This window comes from Streptomyces misionensis, assembly GCF_900104815.1.
Lineage (GTDB): Bacteria > Actinomycetota > Actinomycetes > Streptomycetales > Streptomycetaceae > Streptomyces > Streptomyces misionensis.
On sequence record NZ_FNTD01000004.1, the window covers coordinates 2822310 to 2839785 of the forward strand.

The 17476-nt window shown below is 72.7% G+C and carries 16 protein-coding genes; 4 read left to right on the top strand and 12 right to left on the bottom strand.

The features are described from left to right. Nucleotides 1-103: 103 nt before the first annotated feature. From BLW85_RS14515 to hrcA, 5 genes are all read right to left on the bottom strand, one after another. A complete protein-coding gene (locus tag BLW85_RS14515; protein ID WP_070027035.1) occupies nt 104-496 on the bottom strand; it encodes a VOC family protein in 393 nt (130 codons plus the stop codon). A gap of 19 nt (nt 497-515) precedes the next feature. Next, nucleotides 516-1262: a 16S rRNA (uracil(1498)-N(3))-methyltransferase gene (locus BLW85_RS14520; RefSeq protein ID WP_074992267.1), complete on the bottom strand. Its 747-nt coding sequence runs from the start codon at nt 1260-1262 to the stop codon at nt 516-518. Continuing rightward, nucleotides 1259-2332, bottom strand: coding sequence for a nitronate monooxygenase (locus tag BLW85_RS14525; RefSeq protein WP_074992268.1), 1074 nt, complete (start codon nt 2330-2332; stop codon nt 1259-1261). Before BLW85_RS14525 ends, BLW85_RS14520 begins: the two co-directional genes overlap by 4 nt. 224 nt (nt 2333-2556) lie before the next feature. Then, nucleotides 2557-3693 carry a molecular chaperone DnaJ gene (gene dnaJ / locus BLW85_RS14530; RefSeq protein WP_070027038.1) on the bottom strand — a complete coding sequence of 379 codons (1137 nt, stop codon included), beginning with the start codon at nt 3691-3693 and terminating at the stop codon, nt 2557-2559. Further along, entirely contained in the window at nt 3694-4710 is a 1017-nt protein-coding gene (gene hrcA / locus BLW85_RS14535; protein ID WP_070027039.1) for a heat-inducible transcriptional repressor HrcA, read from the bottom strand. It abuts the gene before it with no gap. A 163-nt stretch (nt 4711-4873) separates the two neighbouring features. Between hrcA and BLW85_RS14540 the strand changes: the two genes are divergently transcribed. Continuing rightward, nucleotides 4874-5596: an MBL fold metallo-hydrolase gene (locus BLW85_RS14540; RefSeq protein ID WP_070027040.1), complete on the top strand. Its 723-nt coding sequence runs from the start codon at nt 4874-4876 to the stop codon at nt 5594-5596. A 34-nt stretch (nt 5597-5630) separates the two neighbouring features. After that, a complete protein-coding gene (locus BLW85_RS14545) occupies nt 5631-6440 on the top strand; it encodes a DUF3097 domain-containing protein (protein WP_074992269.1) in 810 nt (269 codons plus the stop codon). 21 nt (nt 6441-6461) lie between these two features. On the opposite strand, the gene hemW is transcribed toward BLW85_RS14545, so the two are convergent. The 4 genes from hemW to lepA form a co-directional block, all read right to left on the bottom strand. Next, nucleotides 6462-7694: a radical SAM family heme chaperone HemW gene (gene hemW, locus BLW85_RS14550; protein ID WP_074992270.1), complete on the bottom strand. Its 1233-nt coding sequence runs from the start codon at nt 7692-7694 to the stop codon at nt 6462-6464. A gap of 43 nt (nt 7695-7737) precedes the next feature. Then, a complete protein-coding gene (locus BLW85_RS14555) occupies nt 7738-9558 on the bottom strand; it encodes a SpoIIE family protein phosphatase (RefSeq protein WP_107409301.1) in 1821 nt (606 codons plus the stop codon). 181 nt (nt 9559-9739) lie between these two features. Continuing rightward, nucleotides 9740-11614: an AMP-dependent synthetase/ligase gene (locus BLW85_RS14560; RefSeq protein WP_074992271.1), complete on the bottom strand. Its 1875-nt coding sequence runs from the start codon at nt 11612-11614 to the stop codon at nt 9740-9742. 270 nt (nt 11615-11884) lie between these two features. Beyond that, complete coding sequence (gene lepA / locus BLW85_RS14565) at nt 11885-13759, bottom strand: translation elongation factor 4 (RefSeq protein ID WP_070027044.1); 1875 nt, start codon at nt 13757-13759, stop codon at nt 11885-11887. 225 nt (nt 13760-13984) lie between these two features. On the opposite strand from lepA, the gene rpsT reads away from it, so the two are divergent. Beyond that, the gene (gene rpsT / locus BLW85_RS14575) at nt 13985-14251 is read left to right on the top strand and encodes a 30S ribosomal protein S20 (protein ID WP_070027045.1); all 267 of its coding nucleotides are present in this window, start codon (nt 13985-13987) and stop codon (nt 14249-14251) included. A 191-nt stretch (nt 14252-14442) separates the two neighbouring features. On the opposite strand, the gene holA is transcribed toward rpsT, so the two are convergent. The 3 genes from holA to BLW85_RS14590 all read right to left on the bottom strand — a co-directional run bounded on the left by holA (nt 14443) and on the right by BLW85_RS14590 (nt 16667). Beyond that, entirely contained in the window at nt 14443-15432 is a 990-nt protein-coding gene (gene holA, locus BLW85_RS14580; RefSeq protein ID WP_205009821.1) for a DNA polymerase III subunit delta, read from the bottom strand. Between the two features lie 66 nt (nt 15433-15498). Next, nucleotides 15499-15744, bottom strand: coding sequence for a hypothetical protein (locus BLW85_RS14585; protein WP_074992272.1), 246 nt, complete (start codon nt 15742-15744; stop codon nt 15499-15501). Nucleotides 15745-15785: 41 nt separating this feature from the next. Beyond that, entirely contained in the window at nt 15786-16667 is an 882-nt protein-coding gene (locus BLW85_RS14590) for a YceI family protein (RefSeq protein WP_070027048.1), read from the bottom strand. A 274-nt stretch (nt 16668-16941) separates the two neighbouring features. Here BLW85_RS14590 and BLW85_RS14595 point away from each other — a divergent pair, with 274 nt between their 5' ends. After that, complete coding sequence (locus BLW85_RS14595; RefSeq protein ID WP_074992273.1) at nt 16942-17451, top strand: DUF3761 domain-containing protein; 510 nt, start codon at nt 16942-16944, stop codon at nt 17449-17451. Nucleotides 17452-17476: the final 25 nt, after the last annotated feature.

The following is a 17476-nucleotide window of genomic DNA, read 5'->3' on the forward strand; positions in this document are numbered from 1 at the left end:
CTGCCACCGCGCACGGCCGCGCCGGAAGCCTGCGCCCGATCACTCACCCGTTCGGCGGCCCGCGCCCCGGACCGGGCCCCGGCCGGTCACGGCGCCCTGGGCGTCAGCCGCGCAGCAGCAGCCACTCCTGGAGTTCGACCAGGTTGCCCTCGGGGTCCTTGAGGTGGGCCACGCGCATGCGGTCGGTCATCGGGGCGGGGCCGTGCAGGAGGGTGGCGCCCCGGGCGGCGAGACCGGCGCAGTAGGCGTCGAGGTCGTCCACCCGCAGCACCACCAGGGAACGGTGGCCCGTCGCGGCACCGGCCAGTTCGGGCAGCACCCCGGCCATCATGGCGCGGTCCTGGAGGGCGATGCCCGCCGAGCCGGTGTGCGGGCTGAACTTCTCGTACGGCCCCTCGCTCGCGCCGGACTGCGGCTTGAGGCCGAGGACGTCGGCGTAGAAGCGGTAGCAGGCGGCGAAGTCGGTGACCAGCAGGCGTACTTGGGCCAGTTCCACGGAGTCTCCCGGATGAGGTTCAGGACCAGCGGCCGGTGCGTCCCAGCAGCAGGGCCGCCGCGGCGGTACCGGCGGTGGAGGTGCGCAGCACGCTGGGGCCCAGCACGTACGCCTTCGCGCCCGCCTCCTCGAACAGCGCCAACTCGTCGCGGGAGACGCCCCCTTCGGGGCCGACGACCAGTACGATCTCGCCCCGCGCGGGCAGCTCGGCCGTGGCCAGCGGCTCGCTGACGTGCTCGAAGTCGGAGTGCAGCACCCCGGCGAAGTCCGCGTCGGCGAGCAGCGCGGCCACCTGCTTGGTCGTCGCCGCGTCCGCGACCTCGGGGAAGCGCACCCGCCGGGACTGCTTGCCGGCCTCGCGGGCGGTGGCCCGCCACTTGCCGAGCGCCTTGAGGCCCCGGTCGCCCTTCCACTGCGTGATGCACCGGGCGGCCTGCCACGGCACGATCGCGTCGACGCCGACCTCGGTCATCGTCTCGACGGCCAGCTCGCCCCGGTCGCCCTTGGGCAGGGCCTGGACGACGGTGATCCGGGGGTTCGGCGCGGCCTCCTCGCCGATCCCGCTCATGTGGACGACCAGCCGGTCCTTGCCCTCGCTGCCGATCACCTCGCACACCGCGTAGCGCCCGGCGCCGTCGGTGAGCACGACCTCCTCGCCGGGCTGGAGCCGCTTCACGGAGACCGCGTGCCGGCCCTCGGGACCGTCCAGCACGTACCGGCCGCCGTCCGCGTCGAAGTCGGGGACGACGAAGACGGGGGCGGTCACCGGGCACCGTCCTTCGCCAACGCGGCGCGGGCCTCGGCGAGTTCGTCCGCGAGCACCTCGACCAGCCGTCCGGCGGGCAGGTCCCGGGCCAGCCGGTGGCCCTGGCCCGCCCACAGCGCCATGCCCTGCGCGTCCCCGGCCCTGGCGGCGGCCTTGCGCAGCGGGGAGGTGAGGTGGTGGACCTCGGGGTAGGCGGCGGGCGCGTACGGGCCGTGCTCGCGCAGGAAGCGGTTGACCAGTCCGCGTGCCGGGCGCCCGGAGAACGCGCGGGTCAGCTCGGTGCGCGCGAACAGCGGGTTGGTCAGCGCCTCCTTGTGCACGGCGGGGGCGCCGGACTCGGGGGTGGCGAGGAAGGCGGTGCCCAGCTGGGCCGCGCTCGCGCCCGCCGCGAGGACGGCGGCGATCTGGCTGCCGCGCATGATGCCGCCCGCGGCGACGACCGGGATGCCCACGGCCTCGCGGATCTGGGCGACCAGCGACAGCAGTCCGATGCCGGTGCCGTCGTTCTCCGCGATGTCCCGGTGGGTGCCCTGGTGGCCGCCGGCCTCCACGCCCTGGGCGATCACCGCGTCCGCTCCGGCCCGCTCCACCGCGAGGGCCTCCTCGGCGGTGGTGGCGGTGACCAGCGTGACCGTGCCGGCCCGCCGCAGCCGCTCCAGCGCCTCGGGGCTCGGCACACCGAAGTGGAAGGAGACCGCGGGTACCGGGTCGTCCAGGAGCACGGCGAGCTTGGCGTCGTAGCCGTCGTCGCGGCCGCCGTCCGGATCGCCCAGCTCGGTCTCGTACCAGGCGGCCTCGCCGGCGAGCTGATGGGCGTAGACCTCCACCGCGCCGCTCTCCGCGTGCTCCGGCTGCGGCATGAACACGTTGACGCCGAAGGGGCGGTCGGTGAGTCCCCGCAGCCGCTTGATCTCCTGGTACATGCCGTCGGCGGTCTTGTACCCGGCGGCCAGGAACCCGAGCCCACCGGCCCCGGACACCGCGGCGGCGAGCTCCGGCACGGAGACGCCGCCCGCCATGGGTGCCTGCACGATCGGGTGAGGGAGAAGATCGGTCAGTGCGGAGGACATGACCGCATGGTGTCACGTCCTCCGAACAAGTCCGAATCGGGAGTCCGCATCGGCATATTCCACTCCGCTCCCGGTCAGCGCGCCGCGGACGTCCACCGCCACGGCTCGGTCAGCGCCCGTTGAACGCGTCCTTCAGCCGCGAGAACAGACCCTGCTGCCCGGGCTGGCTGTGCCCGCCCGGGGGACGACCCCCGGACCCCCGGCCACGGCTCCGGTCAGCGGCGTCAGCGCCCGTTGAACGCGTCCTTCAGCCGCGAGAACAGACCCTGCTGCCCCGGTTGGAACTGGCCCTGGGGGCGTTCCTCGCCGCGCAGCTTGGAGAGTTCGCGCAGCAGGCGCTCCTGTTCGGGGTCCAGCTTGGTCGGCGTCTGGACCTCGACGTGGACGACCAGGTCGCCCCGGCCGCCGCCGCGCAGATGCGTGACGCCCCGGTTGTGCAGCGGGATCGACTGGCCGGACTGGGTGCCGGGCCGGATGTCGACCTCCTCCAGGCCGTCCAGCGTCTCCAGCGGCACCTTGGTGCCGAGGGCCGCCGCGGTCATCGGGATCGTCACCGTGCAGTGCAGATCGTCGCCGCGGCGCTGGAAGGTGCTGTGCGGCAGCTCGTGGATCTCGACGTACAGGTCGCCGGCCGGACCGCCGCCGGGGCCGACCTCGCCCTCGCCCGCGAGCTGGATCCGCGTGCCGTTGTCGACACCGGCCGGGATCTTCACCGTCAGCGTGCGCCGCGAGCGGACGCGGCCGTCGCCGGCGCACTCCGGGCACGGGGTCGGCACCACGGTGCCGAAGCCCTGGCACTGGGGGCACGGCCGCGAGGTCATGACCTGGCCCAGGAAGGACCGGGTGACCTGCGAGACCTCGCCGCGGCCGCGGCACATGTCACACGTCTGCGCGGACGTGCCCGGAGCCGCGCCCTCGCCGTTGCAGGTGTTGCAGACGACCGCGGTGTCGACCTGGATCTCCTTGGTGGTCCCGAAGGCCGCCTCGTCCAGCTCCACCTCGATCCGGATCATCGCGTCCTGGCCGCGCCGGGTGCGCGAGCGCGGCCCGCGCTGCGACGCCGTGCCGAAGAACGCGTCCATGATGTCGGAGAAGTTGCCGAAGCCACCGGCCCCGAAGCCGCCCGCGCCGGCGCCGCCGGACTGCGAGAGGGGATCTCCGCCGAGGTCGTAGACCTGCTTCTTCTGCGGGTCCGACAGCACCTCGTAAGCGGCGTTGATCTCCTTGAACCGCTCCTGGGTCTTCGGATCGGGGTTGACGTCCGGGTGCAGCTCGCGCGCGAGCCGGCGGAACGCCTTCTTGATCTCATCCTGCGACGCGTCGCGGCGCACGCCGAGAACGGCGTAGTAGTCCGTGGCCACTTACGACTCCGCCAGGATCTGTCCGACGTACCGTGCCACTGCGCGTACCGCTCCCATCGTTCCCGGGTAGTCCATGCGGGTCGGTCCGACCACGCCGAGCTTGGCAACCGCCTCGCCGCCCGAACCGTAGCCCACCGACACCACGGAGGTTGAGTTGAGTCCTTCGTGGGCGATCTCGTGCCCGATGCGCACGGTCATGCCCGGATCCTTCGCCTCGCCGAGGAGCTTGAGGAGCACGACCTGCTCCTCCAGCGCCTCCAGGACGGGCCGGATCGTGAGGGGGAAGTCGTGTCCGAAACGGGTGAGATTGGCGGTGCCGCCGATCATCAGCCGCTCCTCGTTCTCCTCGACCAGTGTCTCCAGAAGAGTGGAGAGCACCGTGGAGACCGTACCCCGATCCTCGGGTTCGAAGGCGTCCGGCAGGTCCTCGACCAGTGTCGGCACGTCCGCGAACCGGCGGCCCGCGACCCGGCTGTTCAACCGCGCGCGCAGATCCGCCAGGGACGCCTCGCCGAACGGCGCCGGGCAGTCCACCATCCGCTGCTCGACCCGGCCGGTGTCCGTGATCAGCACCAGCATCACGCGCGCCGGGGCGAGCGCGAGCAGTTCCACGTGCCGCACGGTGGACCGGGTCAGGGAGGGGTACTGCACGACGGCGACCTGCCGGGTCAGCTGCGCGAGCAGCCGTACCGTGCGCGCCACCACGTCGTCGAGGTCGACGGCGCCGTCCAGGAAGTTCTGGATCGCGCGCCGCTCGGGCGCGGTCATCGGCTTGACGCCGGCGAGCTTGTCGACGAACAGCCGGTAGCCCTTGTCGGTGGGGATGCGCCCCGCGCTGGTGTGCGGCTGGGCGATGAACCCCTCGTCCTCCAGGGCCGCCATGTCGTTGCGCACGGTGGCCGGGGAGACGCCGAGGTTGTGCCGCTCGGTCAGGGCCTTCGACCCGACCGGCTCCTCGGTGCCGACGTAGTCCTGGACGATGGCGCGCAACACCTGAAGCCTGCGTTCACTCAGCATTCGCGCGCACCTCCAGCACGTCGTCCCCTTGTGTCCCTCGGTTCGGGCGCCTGGCACTCTTCGCGTGCGAGTGCCAGCGTTCCCCGGCCCAGTGTACGGCCGTGGGGTACGCACCGGGCAAGGTCGGTGCCCCCGTGACCGCTCGTGGGGCTAGCGTCGCGGTATGACGGTGACTTGGGAAGAGCGGGGATGGGAGCGGCTGACCACGGGGGTCGGACGGTGCCGCCTGCCGGGCTGGGACTGCACGGCGGGGCTGGTCCTGGGCGCGGACACGGCGCTGATGGTGGACGCCGGGTCGAGCCTGGGCGAGGGGGCGCGGCTGCGGGCGGCGGCGGAGGAACTGGCGGGCGGCCGTGTGACCCATCTCGCGCTGACCCACGCCCATTTCGACCACGTCTTCGGCGCCGCCGCGTTCGCGGGGGCGGCGGTGTACGCGGCGGTGGGCGCGGAGGCGGTGCTCGCCGGCGAGCGCGACGCGCTGCGCCACGACGCCGTCCACCACGGGCTGCCGGCGGCGGACGCGGAGGAGGCGGCGCTGGCGCTGGTCCCGCCGCGGCACCTGGTCTCCGGGGAGCGCACCCTGGACCTCGGCGGGGGCCGCCAGGTGCTGCTGGCCAACGTCGGCCCCGGCCACACCGCCCACGACCTGGTGGTCCTGGTGCCGGGCGAGCGAGAGGTGGTGTTCTGCGGCGACCTGGTCGAGGAGTCCGGCGAGCCCCAGGCGGGCCCGGACGCCGTACCGTCCCGCTGGCCGGCCGCGCTGGACCGGCTGCTGGCGCTGGGCGGCGAGGACGCGCTGTACGTGCCCGGTCACGGAGCGGTGGTGGACGCGGCCTTCGTGCGGCGCCAACGGGACGCCCTGGCCGCGCGTTTCGGCGTGTCGTGAGCGCCCGCCCCGCTCTTCTCCTATCGTCATCCGAATGCGCCAGTACTCCCCCGACCTCACCCCGCCCTGGAAGAAGTCCCAGCCGGTGCCGGAGGTGCCCGCGGAGCCGGGCCTGGTCGTGGAGGAGCCCGGCACCGGGTTCTGCGGCGCGGTGATCGGCTGCGAGGCGGGCACGGTCACGCTGGAGGACCGCTTCGGCAAGCACCGGGTCTTCCCGCTGGAACCCCGCGGTTTCCTGCTGGAGGGCCGCCCGGTGACCCTCGTGCGCCCCGCCGCCGCCCCGGCCCGTCCCGCCCGCACGGCATCCGGTTCGGTCGCGGTGCCCGGCGCCCGCGCCCGCGTGGCCCGCGCCGGCCGCATCTACGTCGAGGGGCGGCACGACGCCGAGCTGGTCGAGAAGGTCTGGGGCGACGACCTGCGCATCGAGGGCGTGGTCGTGGAGTACCTGGAGGGCGTGGACCACCTGCCCTCGATCGTCGCCGACTTCGCCCCCGGCCCGGACGCCCGGCTCGGCGTCCTGGTGGACCACCTGGTGCCCGGCAGCAAGGAATGGCGCATCGCCGAGTCGGTGACCAGTGAGCACGCCCTGGTCGTGGGCCACCCCTACATCGACATCTGGGAGGCGGTGAAACCCGCCTCCCTGGGCATCGCCGCCTGGCCCGCCGTGCCCCGCGGCCAGGACTGGAAGACGGGCGTGTGCCGCGCCCTCGGCTGGCCGTCGGACAACACCGGCGCGGTGTGGCAGGCGATCCTCAAGCGGGTCGGCTCCTACAAGGACCTGGAGCCGGAGCTGCTGGGACGCGTAGAGGAGCTGATCGACTTCGTCACGGGCGGCGGTGCCTGATCCGCTTCGGGCCCGGACGGGTCAGTCCACCAGGTCCCGCACCACCGCGTCCGCGAGCAGCCGGCCGCGCAGGGTGAGCACGGCGCGGCCCTCGGCGTAGGGGCCCTCCTGGAGGAGTCCGTCCGCCACGGCCCGGCGCGCGGCCGCGAGGCCCGCCTCCTTCAGCAGGTCCAGCGGCGCGCCCTCGCGGAGCCGGAGCTCCAGCAGGACGCGCTCGACGCGGCGGTCCTCGGCGGTCAGCACCTCCCGGCCGGCGCCCGGGGAGCGGCCCGCGGCCAGGGCGGCGGCGTAGGCGCCGGGGTGCTTGACGTTCCACCAGCGGACGCCGCCCACGTGCGAGTGGGCGCCCGGCCCGGCGCCCCACCAGTCCGCGCCGCGCCAGTACAGCTCGTTGTGCAGGCAGCGGCCGGCCGCGGAGGTGGCCCAGTTGGAGACCTCGTACCAGGCGAAGCCCGCGGCCGAGAGGGTCTCCTCGGCGATCAGATAGCGGTCGGCGTGCACGTCGTCGTCGGTCATCGGGACCTCGCCCCGGCGGATCCGGCGGGCGAGCTGGGTGCCCTCCTCCACGATGAGCGCGTAGGCGCTGACGTGGTCGGGGCCGGCGCCGATCGCCGCCTGGAGGGAGGCCCGCCAGTCGTCGTCGCTCTCGCCCGGGGTGCCGTAGATCAGGTCCAGGTTGACGTGGTCGAAGCCCGCCGCCCGCGCCTCCGCGACGCACGCCTCGGGGCGCCCGGGGGTGTGGGTGCGGTCCAGGACCCGCAGCACGTGCTGCTTCGCGCTCTGCATGCCGAAGGAGATCCGGTTGAAGCCGCCCTCCCGGAGGGTCGCGAGGTAGGCCGGGTCGACGGACTCGGGGTTCGCCTCCGTGGTGACCTCGGCGTCCGGCGCCAGTCCGAACTCGTCGCGGATCGCCGCCAGCATCCGTACGAGGTCGTCGGCGGCCAGCAGGGTGGGCGTGCCGCCGCCGACGAAGACCGTGCGGACCGGGCGCGGATCGTCGCCGAGCACCTTGCGGGCGAGCCGGATCTCGTCGGTGAGGGTGTCCGCGTAGTTGTCGCGGGAGGCGAGCACCCCGCCGGTGCCGCGCAGCTCGGTCGCGGTGTAGGTGTTGAAGTCGCAGTAGCCGCAGCGGGTGGCGCAGTACGGCACGTGCAGATAGAAACCGAGCGGACGCTCCACCGCCCCGGCGAGCGCGTGTGCGGGCAACGCGCCGTCGTCGGGAACGGGCTCACCGTCGGGGAGTGCGGAAGGCATACGACCCATTGTCCAGCACCGCCGCGCTCCCTGGGCCGGCGTCTCATCCCGCCTGGAGCACCAGCAGCGCCAGGTCGTCCTCCGGCGGGGCCTCGCCGAAGGTGTGCACCAGGTGGCGGATCCTTTCCGCGATCTCCTCCGCGGTGAGGCCGGCGCAGGAGGCCAGGGCGTCGGCGAGGCCGTCGGCGTCGTCGAACTGGCGGGAGCCGCAGCGCCGCTCGGTCACCCCGTCGGTGACGCACAGCAGGCTGTCGCCGGGCAGCAGGTCCAGCGTCTCGCTGACGTAGGTCTCGTCCTCGACCACGCCGAGCAGGGTCTGCGGGCGGGCCGCGGTGCGCACGGCGCCGTCGGGGCCGAGGACCAGCGGGAGCGGGTGCCCGGCGGAGGCCAGGGTGCAGCGGACTCCGCCGTCGAACGGGATCAGCTCGCCGTAGAGCAGGGACAGGAAGCGGGTCTGCGGGCCCTCCCCGGGCACCACGGCCAGGCCGTCGGCGGCCACCAGCGCGCGGGCCGCGGCGTCCGCGGCCTCGGTGGCGTCGTCCAGGAGGAGCTGGTTGAGGCGGTCCAGCACGTCGGCCACCCGGTAGCCCTCGCGGGCCAGCAGCCGCAGCCAGGGCCGGGCGAGGCCGATGACGACCGCCGCCTCCGGGCCCTTGCCCTGCACGTCGCCGATGGCGAAGCACCAGCGGCCGTCGCCCGCCGGGAACAGGTCGTAGAAGTCGCCGCTGGGCCCGCTCTTGTCGCAGGGCTCGTAGACCAGCGCGCTGCTCATCCCGGGGATCTCCGCGACCGCGCCGGGCAGCAGGCCCCGCTGGAGCACCGCGCTGATGGTGGCCTGGCGGGCGTACTGCCGGGCCGCGCCGATGGCGAGCGCCACCCGGCGGGCCAGGTCCTCGACCAGCCCGGTGATCTCGTCCGGGAAGCGCACGAGCCCGCACCGCCCGATGACCAGCGTGCCGAGCGGCCGCCCGCCCGCGACCAGCCGGTACGCCAGCGCCGTGCCGTCGGCGCCCTGCGGGCCGAGCGAGGCGCCGGGCCACGGGTACGGCTCGGGGCCGAACCCCACCGCGTCCCCCGTCCGCGGCGGCTCCTTCTCCAGCGCGCCCCGCAGTTCCTCGATGCGGTTCTCGCTGGCGTGCCAGACCCGGGCGGGACCGTCGTACGACCCGCCGCGCGCCGACGCCTCGTCCTCCAGCCACACCGCGCACCAGTCGGCGAGCCGGGGCACGATCAGCTGGCCGGTGAGGGCCGTGACCAGGTTCTCGTCCAGCTGCCCGGCGAGCAGGTCGGAGGCCTCGGCGAGGAAGGACAGCGCGCCCCGGCCGAGCCAGTCCCGGTCGCTGTCGGCGCGCTGTGCCTGCGGGGCCAGGTCCTCGGCGACCTCCAGGGCGTCCTGCGCGCGGGCGCCGGCCGGGGTCTCCTTGCCGCCCGGGGGCAGCCTGGCCCACACCGACTTGGCGCCGGTGCGGTAGGTGACGCCCCAGGACTCGGCGAGCGCGCCGACCAGCCGCAGCCCCCGCCCGTACTCCGGGATCTCGTACGGCGGCTCGCCCGCGGTCGCGTCGCGCGGCGGGCGGGCCGGGTGCCGGTCGCCGACCTCGACCACGAACGCGCCGTCCTCCTCCAGGCACCAGTCCAGGTCCATCTCGGTGCCGGCGTGCACCACGGAGTTGGTGACCAGCTCGCTGACGACCGCCAGCGCGTCGTCCAGCAGCCGGGGCGCGACTGCGGGCGCCTCGGCCAGCGCGGCCCGCACCAGGGCCCGCGCGGAGCCCGGCGCGGCCGGGCTGCCGGGCAGCGTGACGTGACCGCGCGCCCCGGCGCCCCGGCCCTCGGTCTCCCACTGGGTGGGTATGGCCGCCATGTCCATGCGGCCAGGGTGACAGAAGGGCGTCACGCATAAGCGTGAAGTCACCGAACTGCCCACTCCTGGCCGAGAACCGTGCTACGACAGGACTGAAAGGCGGCGCCTTTCGAGCGCTCCCTTCCTTTCGGCCCCGCGCGCCCCGCCGCTCTCCCGCGTCCCGCCGCGGCTCCCGCGTCCGCTACTTCTCGCGCGTCCCGGCGTACATCTCGTCGATGAGCCCCTTGTACTCCCGCTCCACCACCGGCCGCTTCAGCTTCAGGCTCGGCGTGATCTCGCCGTGCTCCACGTCGAGGTCCCGCGGCAGCAGCCGGAACTTCTTGATGGTCTGCCAGCGCTGGAGCCCGGCGTTGAGCTGCTGGACGTAGCCGTCGACCATCTCGACCGTCGCCGGGGCGGCGACGATCTCGGCGTACGGCCTGCCCTCCAGGCCGTTCTCCTTCGCCCACTCCGTGATCGCGTCCTCGTCCAGGGCGATGAGGGCGGTGCAGTAGTTCCGGTCGGCGCCGTGCACGAGGATGTTGGAGACGTACGGGCAGACCGCCTTGAACTGGCCCTCCACCTCCGCCGGGGCGACGTACTTGCCGCCGGAGGTCTTGATGAGGTCCTTCTTGCGGTCGGTGATGCGCAGATAGCCGTCGGGCGAGAGTTCGCCGATGTCACCGGTGTGGAACCAGCCGTCGGACTCCAGCACCTCGTCGGTCTTGTCGGGCAGCTTGTGGTAGCCCTGCATGATGCCCGGGCCGCGCAGCAGGATCTCGCCGTCGTCGGCGATGCGCACCTCCGTGCCGGGCAGCGGCTTGCCGACCGTGCCCGTGCGGTAGGCCTCGCCCGGGTTCACGAAGGAGGCCGCGGAGGACTCGGTGAGGCCGTACCCCTCCAGGATGTGGATGCCGGCGCCGGCGAAGAAGTAGCCGATCTCCGGGGCGAGCGCGGACGCGCCGGAGACACAGGCGCGCAGCCGGCCGCCGAAGGCCTCGCGGATCTTGGCGAAGACGAGGGTGTCGGCGACCTTGTGCTTGACGGCCAGGCCGAAGGGCACGGTGCGGTTGCCGGTGCGCCGGAAGTTGTCCTGCTCCGCCTTGGCGTACTCGCGGGCGACCTCGGCGGCCCACTGGAAGATCTTGTACTTGGCCGCGCCGCCCTCGCGGGCCTTGGCGGCGACGCCGTTGTAGACCTTCTCGAAGATGCGCGGCACCGCGGCCATGTACGTCGGCTGCACCACCGGGAGGTTCTCGATGATCTTGTCGACGCGGCCGTCCACGGCGGTGACGTGACCGATCTCGATCTGCCCGGAGGTGAGCACCTTGCCGAAGACGTGCGCGAGCGGCAGCCACAGGTACTGCACGTCGTCGGGGCCGAGCAGCCCGGTCGCGGAGATGGCCCGGGCCATGTACGACCAGTTGTCGTGCGGCAGGCGCACGCCCTTGGGGCGGCCGGTGGTGCCGGAGGTGTAGATGAGGGTGGCGAGCTGGTCCTTGGTGAGGGCGCCGACCCGCTCCTTGATCAGCTCCGGGTGCTGCCCCAGGTGGGCCGCGCCGCGCTTCTCCAGCTCGTCCAGGGTGATCACCCAGTCGTCGCCGTCCACGCCCGCCGGGTCGATGACGACGACCTTGGTCAGCTCCGGCAGCTCGGCGCGCTTCTCGGCGGCCTTGGCGACCTGCGCGGCGTCCTCCGCGATCAGCACCCGGCTCTCGGAGTCGGAGAGGATGAACGCGGACTCGTCGGCGTTGGTCTGCGGGTAGATCGTGGTGGTGGCGCCGCCGGCGCACATGATGCCGAGGTCGGCGAGGATCCACTCCACCCGGGTGGAGGAGGCCAGCGCCACCCGCTGCTCGGGCTGGATGCCCAGCTCGATCAGACCGGCCGCGATGGCGTAGACCCGCTCGGCCGCCCCCGCCCAGCTCAGCGACTTCCAGTCGTCGGGGCCCTGGCCGGACGCGGGGGGCACCGGGTAGCGGTAGGCCTCGGCGTCCGGTGTGGCCGCCACGCGCTCCAGGAAGAGGGCCGCGACGGACGGCGGTCGGTTCTCGATCAGGGTCTGTGTGTCGCTCACGACATCCTCCGGGGCCCGCGACAGCGCGGCTGGTACTCGGTGCGGCTGGGTTAACTCACGGTGGTGTTCGGGCTTGTTTAACTCGCGAGTAACTATCGAGCAGGCATCAGGGTAAGGCGCGAGTGCCCGCTGCGTAAGGGGCTTCGGCCTGTCTCTTTCCCCGCGCTCGCGCCCCTGGGCGGCGCCGGGTACGCGCGGGGGCCCGCCGCGCTTTCGCACGACGGGCCCCCTGGTGTCCGTTTTGGGCATGTGACCGGATGCCGGCTCCGGTTACTTCTTGCCCTTGCCCGACCCCGCGCTGTCATCGCTGGACAGGACGGCGATGAAGGCCTCCTGCGGAACCTCCACCGAACCCACCATCTTCATCCGCTTCTTGCCTTCCTTCTGCTTCTCCAGCAGCTTGCGCTTACGGGAGATGTCACCGCCGTAGCACTTGGCGAGGACGTCCTTGCGGATGGCGCGGATGGTCTCGCGGGCGATGACCCGGGAGCCGATGGCGGCCTGCACCGGGACCTCGAAGCTCTGCCGCGGGATCAGCTCCTTGAGCTTGGCGACGAGCCGTACGCCGTACGCGTACGCCTGGTCCTTGTGGGTGATCGCCGAGAAGGCGTCGACCTTGTCGCCGTGCAGCAGGATGTCCACCTTGACCAGGCTGCTGGCCTGCTCGCCGGTGGGCTCGTAGTCGAGCGAGGCGTAACCGCGGGTCTTGGACTTCAGCTGGTCGAAGAAGTCGAAGACGATCTCCGCGAGCGGGAGGGTGTAGCGGATCTCGACCCGGTCCTCGGAGAGGTAGTCCATGCCGAGCAGGGTGCCGCGCCGGGTCTGGCACAGCTCCATGATCGCGCCGATGAACTCGGTGGGCGCGAGGATCGTCGCCCGCACGACCGGCTCGAAGACCTCGTCGATCTTGCCCTCGGGGAACTCGCTCGGGTTGGTGACCGTGTGCTCGCTGCCGTCCTCCATGACCACGCGGTAGACCACGTTGGGGGCGGTGGCGATCAGGTCGAGGCCGAACTCGCGCTCCAGGCGCTCCCGGATCACGTCCAGGTGCAGCAGGCCGAGGAAGCCGACGCGGAAGCCGAAGCCGAGGGCGGCGGAGGTCTCCGGCTCGTAGACCAGGGCGGCGTCGTTGAGCTGGAGCTTGTCCAGCGCCTCGCGCAGCTCCGGGTAGTCGGAGCCGTCCAGCGGGTACAGGCCCGAGAACACCATCGGCTTGGGGTCCTTGTAACCGCCGAGTGCCTCGGTGGCGCCCTTGTGCTGGCTGGTGACGGTGTCACCGACCTTGGACTGGCGGACGTCCTTCACACCGGTGATCAGGTAACCCACCTCGCCGACGCCCAGGCCGTCGGCCGGCAGCATCTCGGGCGAGCTGACGCCGATCTCCAGCAGCTCGTGGGTGGCGCCGGTCGACATCATCCTGATGCGCTCGCGCTTGTTGAGCTGGCCGTCGATGACACGGACGTACGTCACGACACCGCGGTAGGAGTCGTAGACCGAGTCGAAGATCATCGCGCGGGCGGGCGCGTCGGCGACGCCGACCGGGGCCGGGATGTCCCTGACGACCTTGTCGAGCAGCGCGTCGACGCCGAGACCGGTCTTCGCGGAGACCTTGAGCACGTCGTCCGGCTCGCAGCCGACCAGGTTCGCCAGCTCCTCGGCGAACTTCTCCGGCTGGGCGGCCGGCAGGTCGATCTTGTTGAGCACGGGGATGATCGTGAGGTCGTTCTCCATCGCCAGGTAGAGGTTGGCGAGGGTCTGCGCCTCGATGCCCTGGGCGGCGTCGACGAGGAGGATGGTCCCCTCGCAGGCGGCCAGCGACCGCGAGACCTCGTAGGTGAAGTCGACGTGCCCCGGGGTGTCGATCATGTTGAGGATGTGCGTCGTGCCCTGGTCGGGGCCCTCGGTCGGGGCCCAGGGCAGACGCACCGCCTGGGACTTGATCGTGATGCCGCGCTCGCGCTCGATGTCCATCCGGTCGAGGTACTGAGCACGCATCTGCCGCTGCTCGACCACACCGGTCAGCTGGAGCATCCGGTCGGCGAGCGTGGACTTGCCGTGGTCGATGTGCGCGATGATGCAGAAGTTGCGGATCAGAGCCGGGTCGGTACGGCTCGGCTCGGGCACATGGTTAGGGGTCGCGGGCACGCAGGGTCCTGTCTCTTGAGGCGCCTTATGCCTCGGGTCGGATCGATACGTAGTCTCCATGGTCCCACGCGGAGGGACCGAGGGGCGTTTTGGGCCGGTCGCAGGGCCACTGGTACTGTAGATGGCTGTGCCTCATGCCCTCTCGGCCGAGGCACGTCAGAGAAATTTTGGATCACCGGCACGGGACCCGAGCGGCCCCGTGCCTGAACCTGAAAAGGCTCCTTCGTGGCGAACATCAAGTCCCAGATCAAGCGGATCAAGACCAACGAGAAGGCTCGGCTGCGCAACAAGGCCGTCAAGTCCTCCCTGAAGACCGCGATCCGCAAGGCCCGTGAGGCCGCTGCCGCGGGTGACCTCGAGAAGGCCACCGAGCTGCAGCGCGCCGCCGCGCGTGCCCTCGACAAGGCCGTCTCCAAGGGCGTCATCCACAAGAACCAGGCCGCCAACAAGAAGTCGGCGCTTGCTTCCAAGGTCGCGACCCTCAAGGGCTGAGTTCTCCCTTTGATCTGACCGCCGGAAGGACCCAGAGCGGGCCCTCTCTCATCCGCTCCCGACCGGCACCCAGAGCCTGTTCGCGGCCTGCGTTCGCCACGCGGGAACGGGCTCGACAGCTTTTGACCCGGAACCCCGGCCCCCTTCCCTTCCCCAGGGCGGGTGCCGGGGTTCTCGGCGTACGGGAGCCGCTATCCGCGCCCGCGCGACCGGGCGGCCCGCGCGATCACCACGACCGCCTTCTCCAGCGCGTACTCGGGGTCGTCCCCTCCGCCCTTCACGCCCGCGTCCGCCTCGGCGACGGCCCGCATCGCGACCGAGACGCCGTCCGGCGTCCACCCCCGCATCTGCTGGCGCACCCGGTCGATCTTCCACGGCGGCATCCCCAGCTCCCGCGCCAGGTCCGCGGGGCGCCCCCCGCGCGCGGAGGACAGCTTCCCGATCGCGCGCACGCCCTGCGCCAGCGCACTGGTGATCATCACCGGGGCCACCCCCGTCGCCAGCGACCAGCGCAGCGCCTCCAGGGCCTCCGCGGTACGCCCCTCCACCGCCCGGTCCGCGACCGTGAAGCTGGAGGCCTCGGCCCGACCGGTGTAGTAGCGCCCGACGACGGCCTCGTCGATCGTGCCTTCGATGTCCGCGACCAGTTGGCTCACGGCGGACGCCAGCTCGCGCAGATCACTGCCGATGGCGTCGCACAGCGCCTGGCACGCCTCGGGGGTCGCCGAGCGCCCCGCGGCGCGGAACTCCCCCCGCACGAACGCCAGCCGGTCCGCCGGCTTGGTCATCTTCGGGCAGGCCACCTCCCGCGCCCCCGCCTTGCGCGCGGCGTCCAGCAGGCCCTTGCCCTTGGCGCCGCCCGCGTGCAGCAGCACGAGGGTGATCTCCTCGGCGGGCGAGGCGAGGTACGCCTTCACGTCCTTGACGGTGTCGGCCGACAGGTCCTGCGCGTTGCGCACCACGACGACCTTGCGCTCGGCGAACAGCGAGGGGCTGGTCAGCTCGGCGAGGGTGCCGGGCTGCACCTGGTCCGAGGTCAGATCCCGTACGTCCGTGTCGGCGTCGGCGGCCCGGGCGGCGGCCACCACCTCCCGCACCGCACGGTCGAGCAGCAGGTCCTCCTGGCCCACGGCAACGGTCACCGGGGCGAGGGGGTCGTCGTTCGCAGTCTTCCTGGCCATCGCACCAAGCATCCCACGCCCCACCGACAACGCCCCCGGCCGCGGCCCGCACCGCGCCCCCGGGGCCTACGGTTCCTCGCGCCAGCCGTCCCACTCCGCCGCGAACGCGTCCAGCTCCCGGGGGTCCAGCCGCTCCTCGTCGTCGGCCAGTACGACCAGCCACTGGGCGTCCTCGGCATCGTCCTCGCCGGCCAGCGCGTCGCGGAGCAGCCGGGGTTCCTCGTCCAGGCCGAACCGCTCCCCGAGCGCCTCGGCCGCCTCCTGCGCGGCGTCCCGGTCGGGCAGCACCAGCACGTGTCTCACATCGCTCACGCCGCCATTGTCCGGTACCCGCCCGGAAGCGAACCGCCAGGTCAGCCCTTGGGCACGATCTGCACGTCCAGGTCGACGCGGATGCTCGGCCCCACCACCGCGATCCCCCGGGCCAGCATCGACTGCCAGCTGACCGTGAAGTCGTCGCGGTGCAGTTCGGTGGTGGCCCGGCAGGCGGCCCGGGTCTCGCCCTCGATGCCGTTGCCGAGTCCGAGGTACTCGGTGTCGAGCGTCACCGTGCGGGTCACGCCGTGCAGCGACAGCGCTCCGGTGACCGCCCAGCGGTTGCCGCCCTTGTGCGTGAAGCGGTCGCTGTAGAACTCCAGGGTCGGAAACCGCCGTACGTCCAGGAAGTCCCCCGAGCGCAGATGGTCGTCGCGCATCCGGACCCCGGTGTCGATGGACGCCGCGTCGATCACCACGTGCATCGCCGACTGCTCGATCCGCTCGGCGATCCGCACCGCCCCGGCGAACGAGTCGAACCGCCCGTGGACGCGGGCGAGTCCGATGTGCCGCGCCGTGAAGGCGATCGCGGAGTGCGCGGGGTCCACCTCCCAGTCGCCGGGCGCGGGCGGCTCGGGCGGCGGGGCGAGCTGGAGGGTGACGTCGCCCAGCGAGGCGAGGGTGTCCTCGGCGACCAGCGCGGTGGTCCGGTAGGGCGCGTACCCCTCGGCGGACACCGCGAGCCGGTACTCCCCGGCCGGCACGGTCGTCAGGAACGAGCCGTACGGGTCCGTACCGCCCGACACCACCTTGCGGCCCATCGGGTCGCTGACCGTGAACTCGGCGCCGGTGACCGGCTGGTTGACCGGGTCGACCACCCGGCAGCCGAGCACTCCCGCGCCGGGCGGTGTCCGCACCGCCCCCAGGGGACCCGTCCGCTGCATCCGGTTCGTCCGATCACCCAGCCAGCGGCCGAACATCTACGACACACCCCTGTACGCCTCGACATCTTCTGTTGTCGAAGGTTCATTCGATCACTGTTGCGGCTTTCGAGGCAACACGGGCCCACATCACGGCAATCCAGCGCATGCGCCGGAACTGTGGAAACTGCGGGAACTACGCCCTTTCGCCGCCCGGTGCCTGATTCGCACCACCCCTCACTCCATCACGAACGGGCCACTACTTCACGGAAACTTCACACGAACATCACGAGTGGAGCTACGGTCCTACCTCCGAACTCGCTTGGGGGGACACATGAGCAACCCGTACGTCATGCCGCCACGGCCGCCGCACCCGCCCGAGCGAACGGCCCCGCGCTGGGCGCGCAAGCGGTACGTGCTGCCGGGGATCGGGCTCGCCTTCCTCCTCGGCATCGGAGCCGGCGCCGGTGGTCAGGGCGGCGGGGGCGACGCGCAGCCGGCGGCCGCCAAGGTCCGGCCGACCGCCACGGTCACCGCCACCGCCACCGCGACGGCCACCGAGACGGCGGCGCCCGGGCCCGCGCCCACGGTGACCGCCACGAAGACGGTGAAGGTCGAGGTGACCGTCACCCGGCACGCGCCGGCCGCGGGCTCGGGGAACTCCGGCGGCAGCGGGGGCTCGTCGGGCGGGTCGTCGGGGAGCGGGGGCTCCGGCTCCTCCGGAGGCACCGGCGGTGCCGGGAACGGCGCCACCGCCCGGTGCAACGACGGCACCTACTCGTACGCCGCCCACCACCAGGGCGCCTGCTCGCACCACGGGGGCGTGGCCGTCTTCTACCGGTAGGCGGACCGCGCGGCGCGTCGGCCGT

What these genes read in the sequence shown, in the direction of transcription:
- BLW85_RS14525 (WP_074992268.1), bottom strand. Translation starts at nt 2,332, where the DNA reads ATGTCCTCCGCACTGACCGATCTTCTCCCTCACCCGATCGTGCAGGCA.
- hrcA (WP_070027039.1), bottom strand. Translation starts at nt 4,710, where the DNA reads ATGCTGAGTGAACGCAGGCTTCAGGTGTTGCGCGCCATCGTCCAGGAC.
- BLW85_RS14540 (WP_070027040.1), top strand. Translation starts at nt 4,874, where the DNA reads ATGACGGTGACTTGGGAAGAGCGGGGATGGGAGCGGCTGACCACGGGG.
- BLW85_RS14545 (WP_074992269.1), top strand. Translation starts at nt 5,631, where the DNA reads ATGCGCCAGTACTCCCCCGACCTCACCCCGCCCTGGAAGAAGTCCCAG.
- hemW (WP_074992270.1), bottom strand. Translation starts at nt 7,694, where the DNA reads ATGCCTTCCGCACTCCCCGACGGTGAGCCCGTTCCCGACGACGGCGCG.
- BLW85_RS14555 (WP_107409301.1), bottom strand. Translation starts at nt 9,558, where the DNA reads ATGGCGGCCATACCCACCCAGTGGGAGACCGAGGGCCGGGGCGCCGGG.
- holA (WP_205009821.1), bottom strand. Translation starts at nt 15,432, where the DNA reads ATGGCCAGGAAGACTGCGAACGACGACCCCCTCGCCCCGGTGACCGTT.
- BLW85_RS14590 (WP_070027048.1), bottom strand. Translation starts at nt 16,667, where the DNA reads ATGTTCGGCCGCTGGCTGGGTGATCGGACGAACCGGATGCAGCGGACG.
- BLW85_RS14595 (WP_074992273.1), top strand. Translation starts at nt 16,942, where the DNA reads ATGAGCAACCCGTACGTCATGCCGCCACGGCCGCCGCACCCGCCCGAG.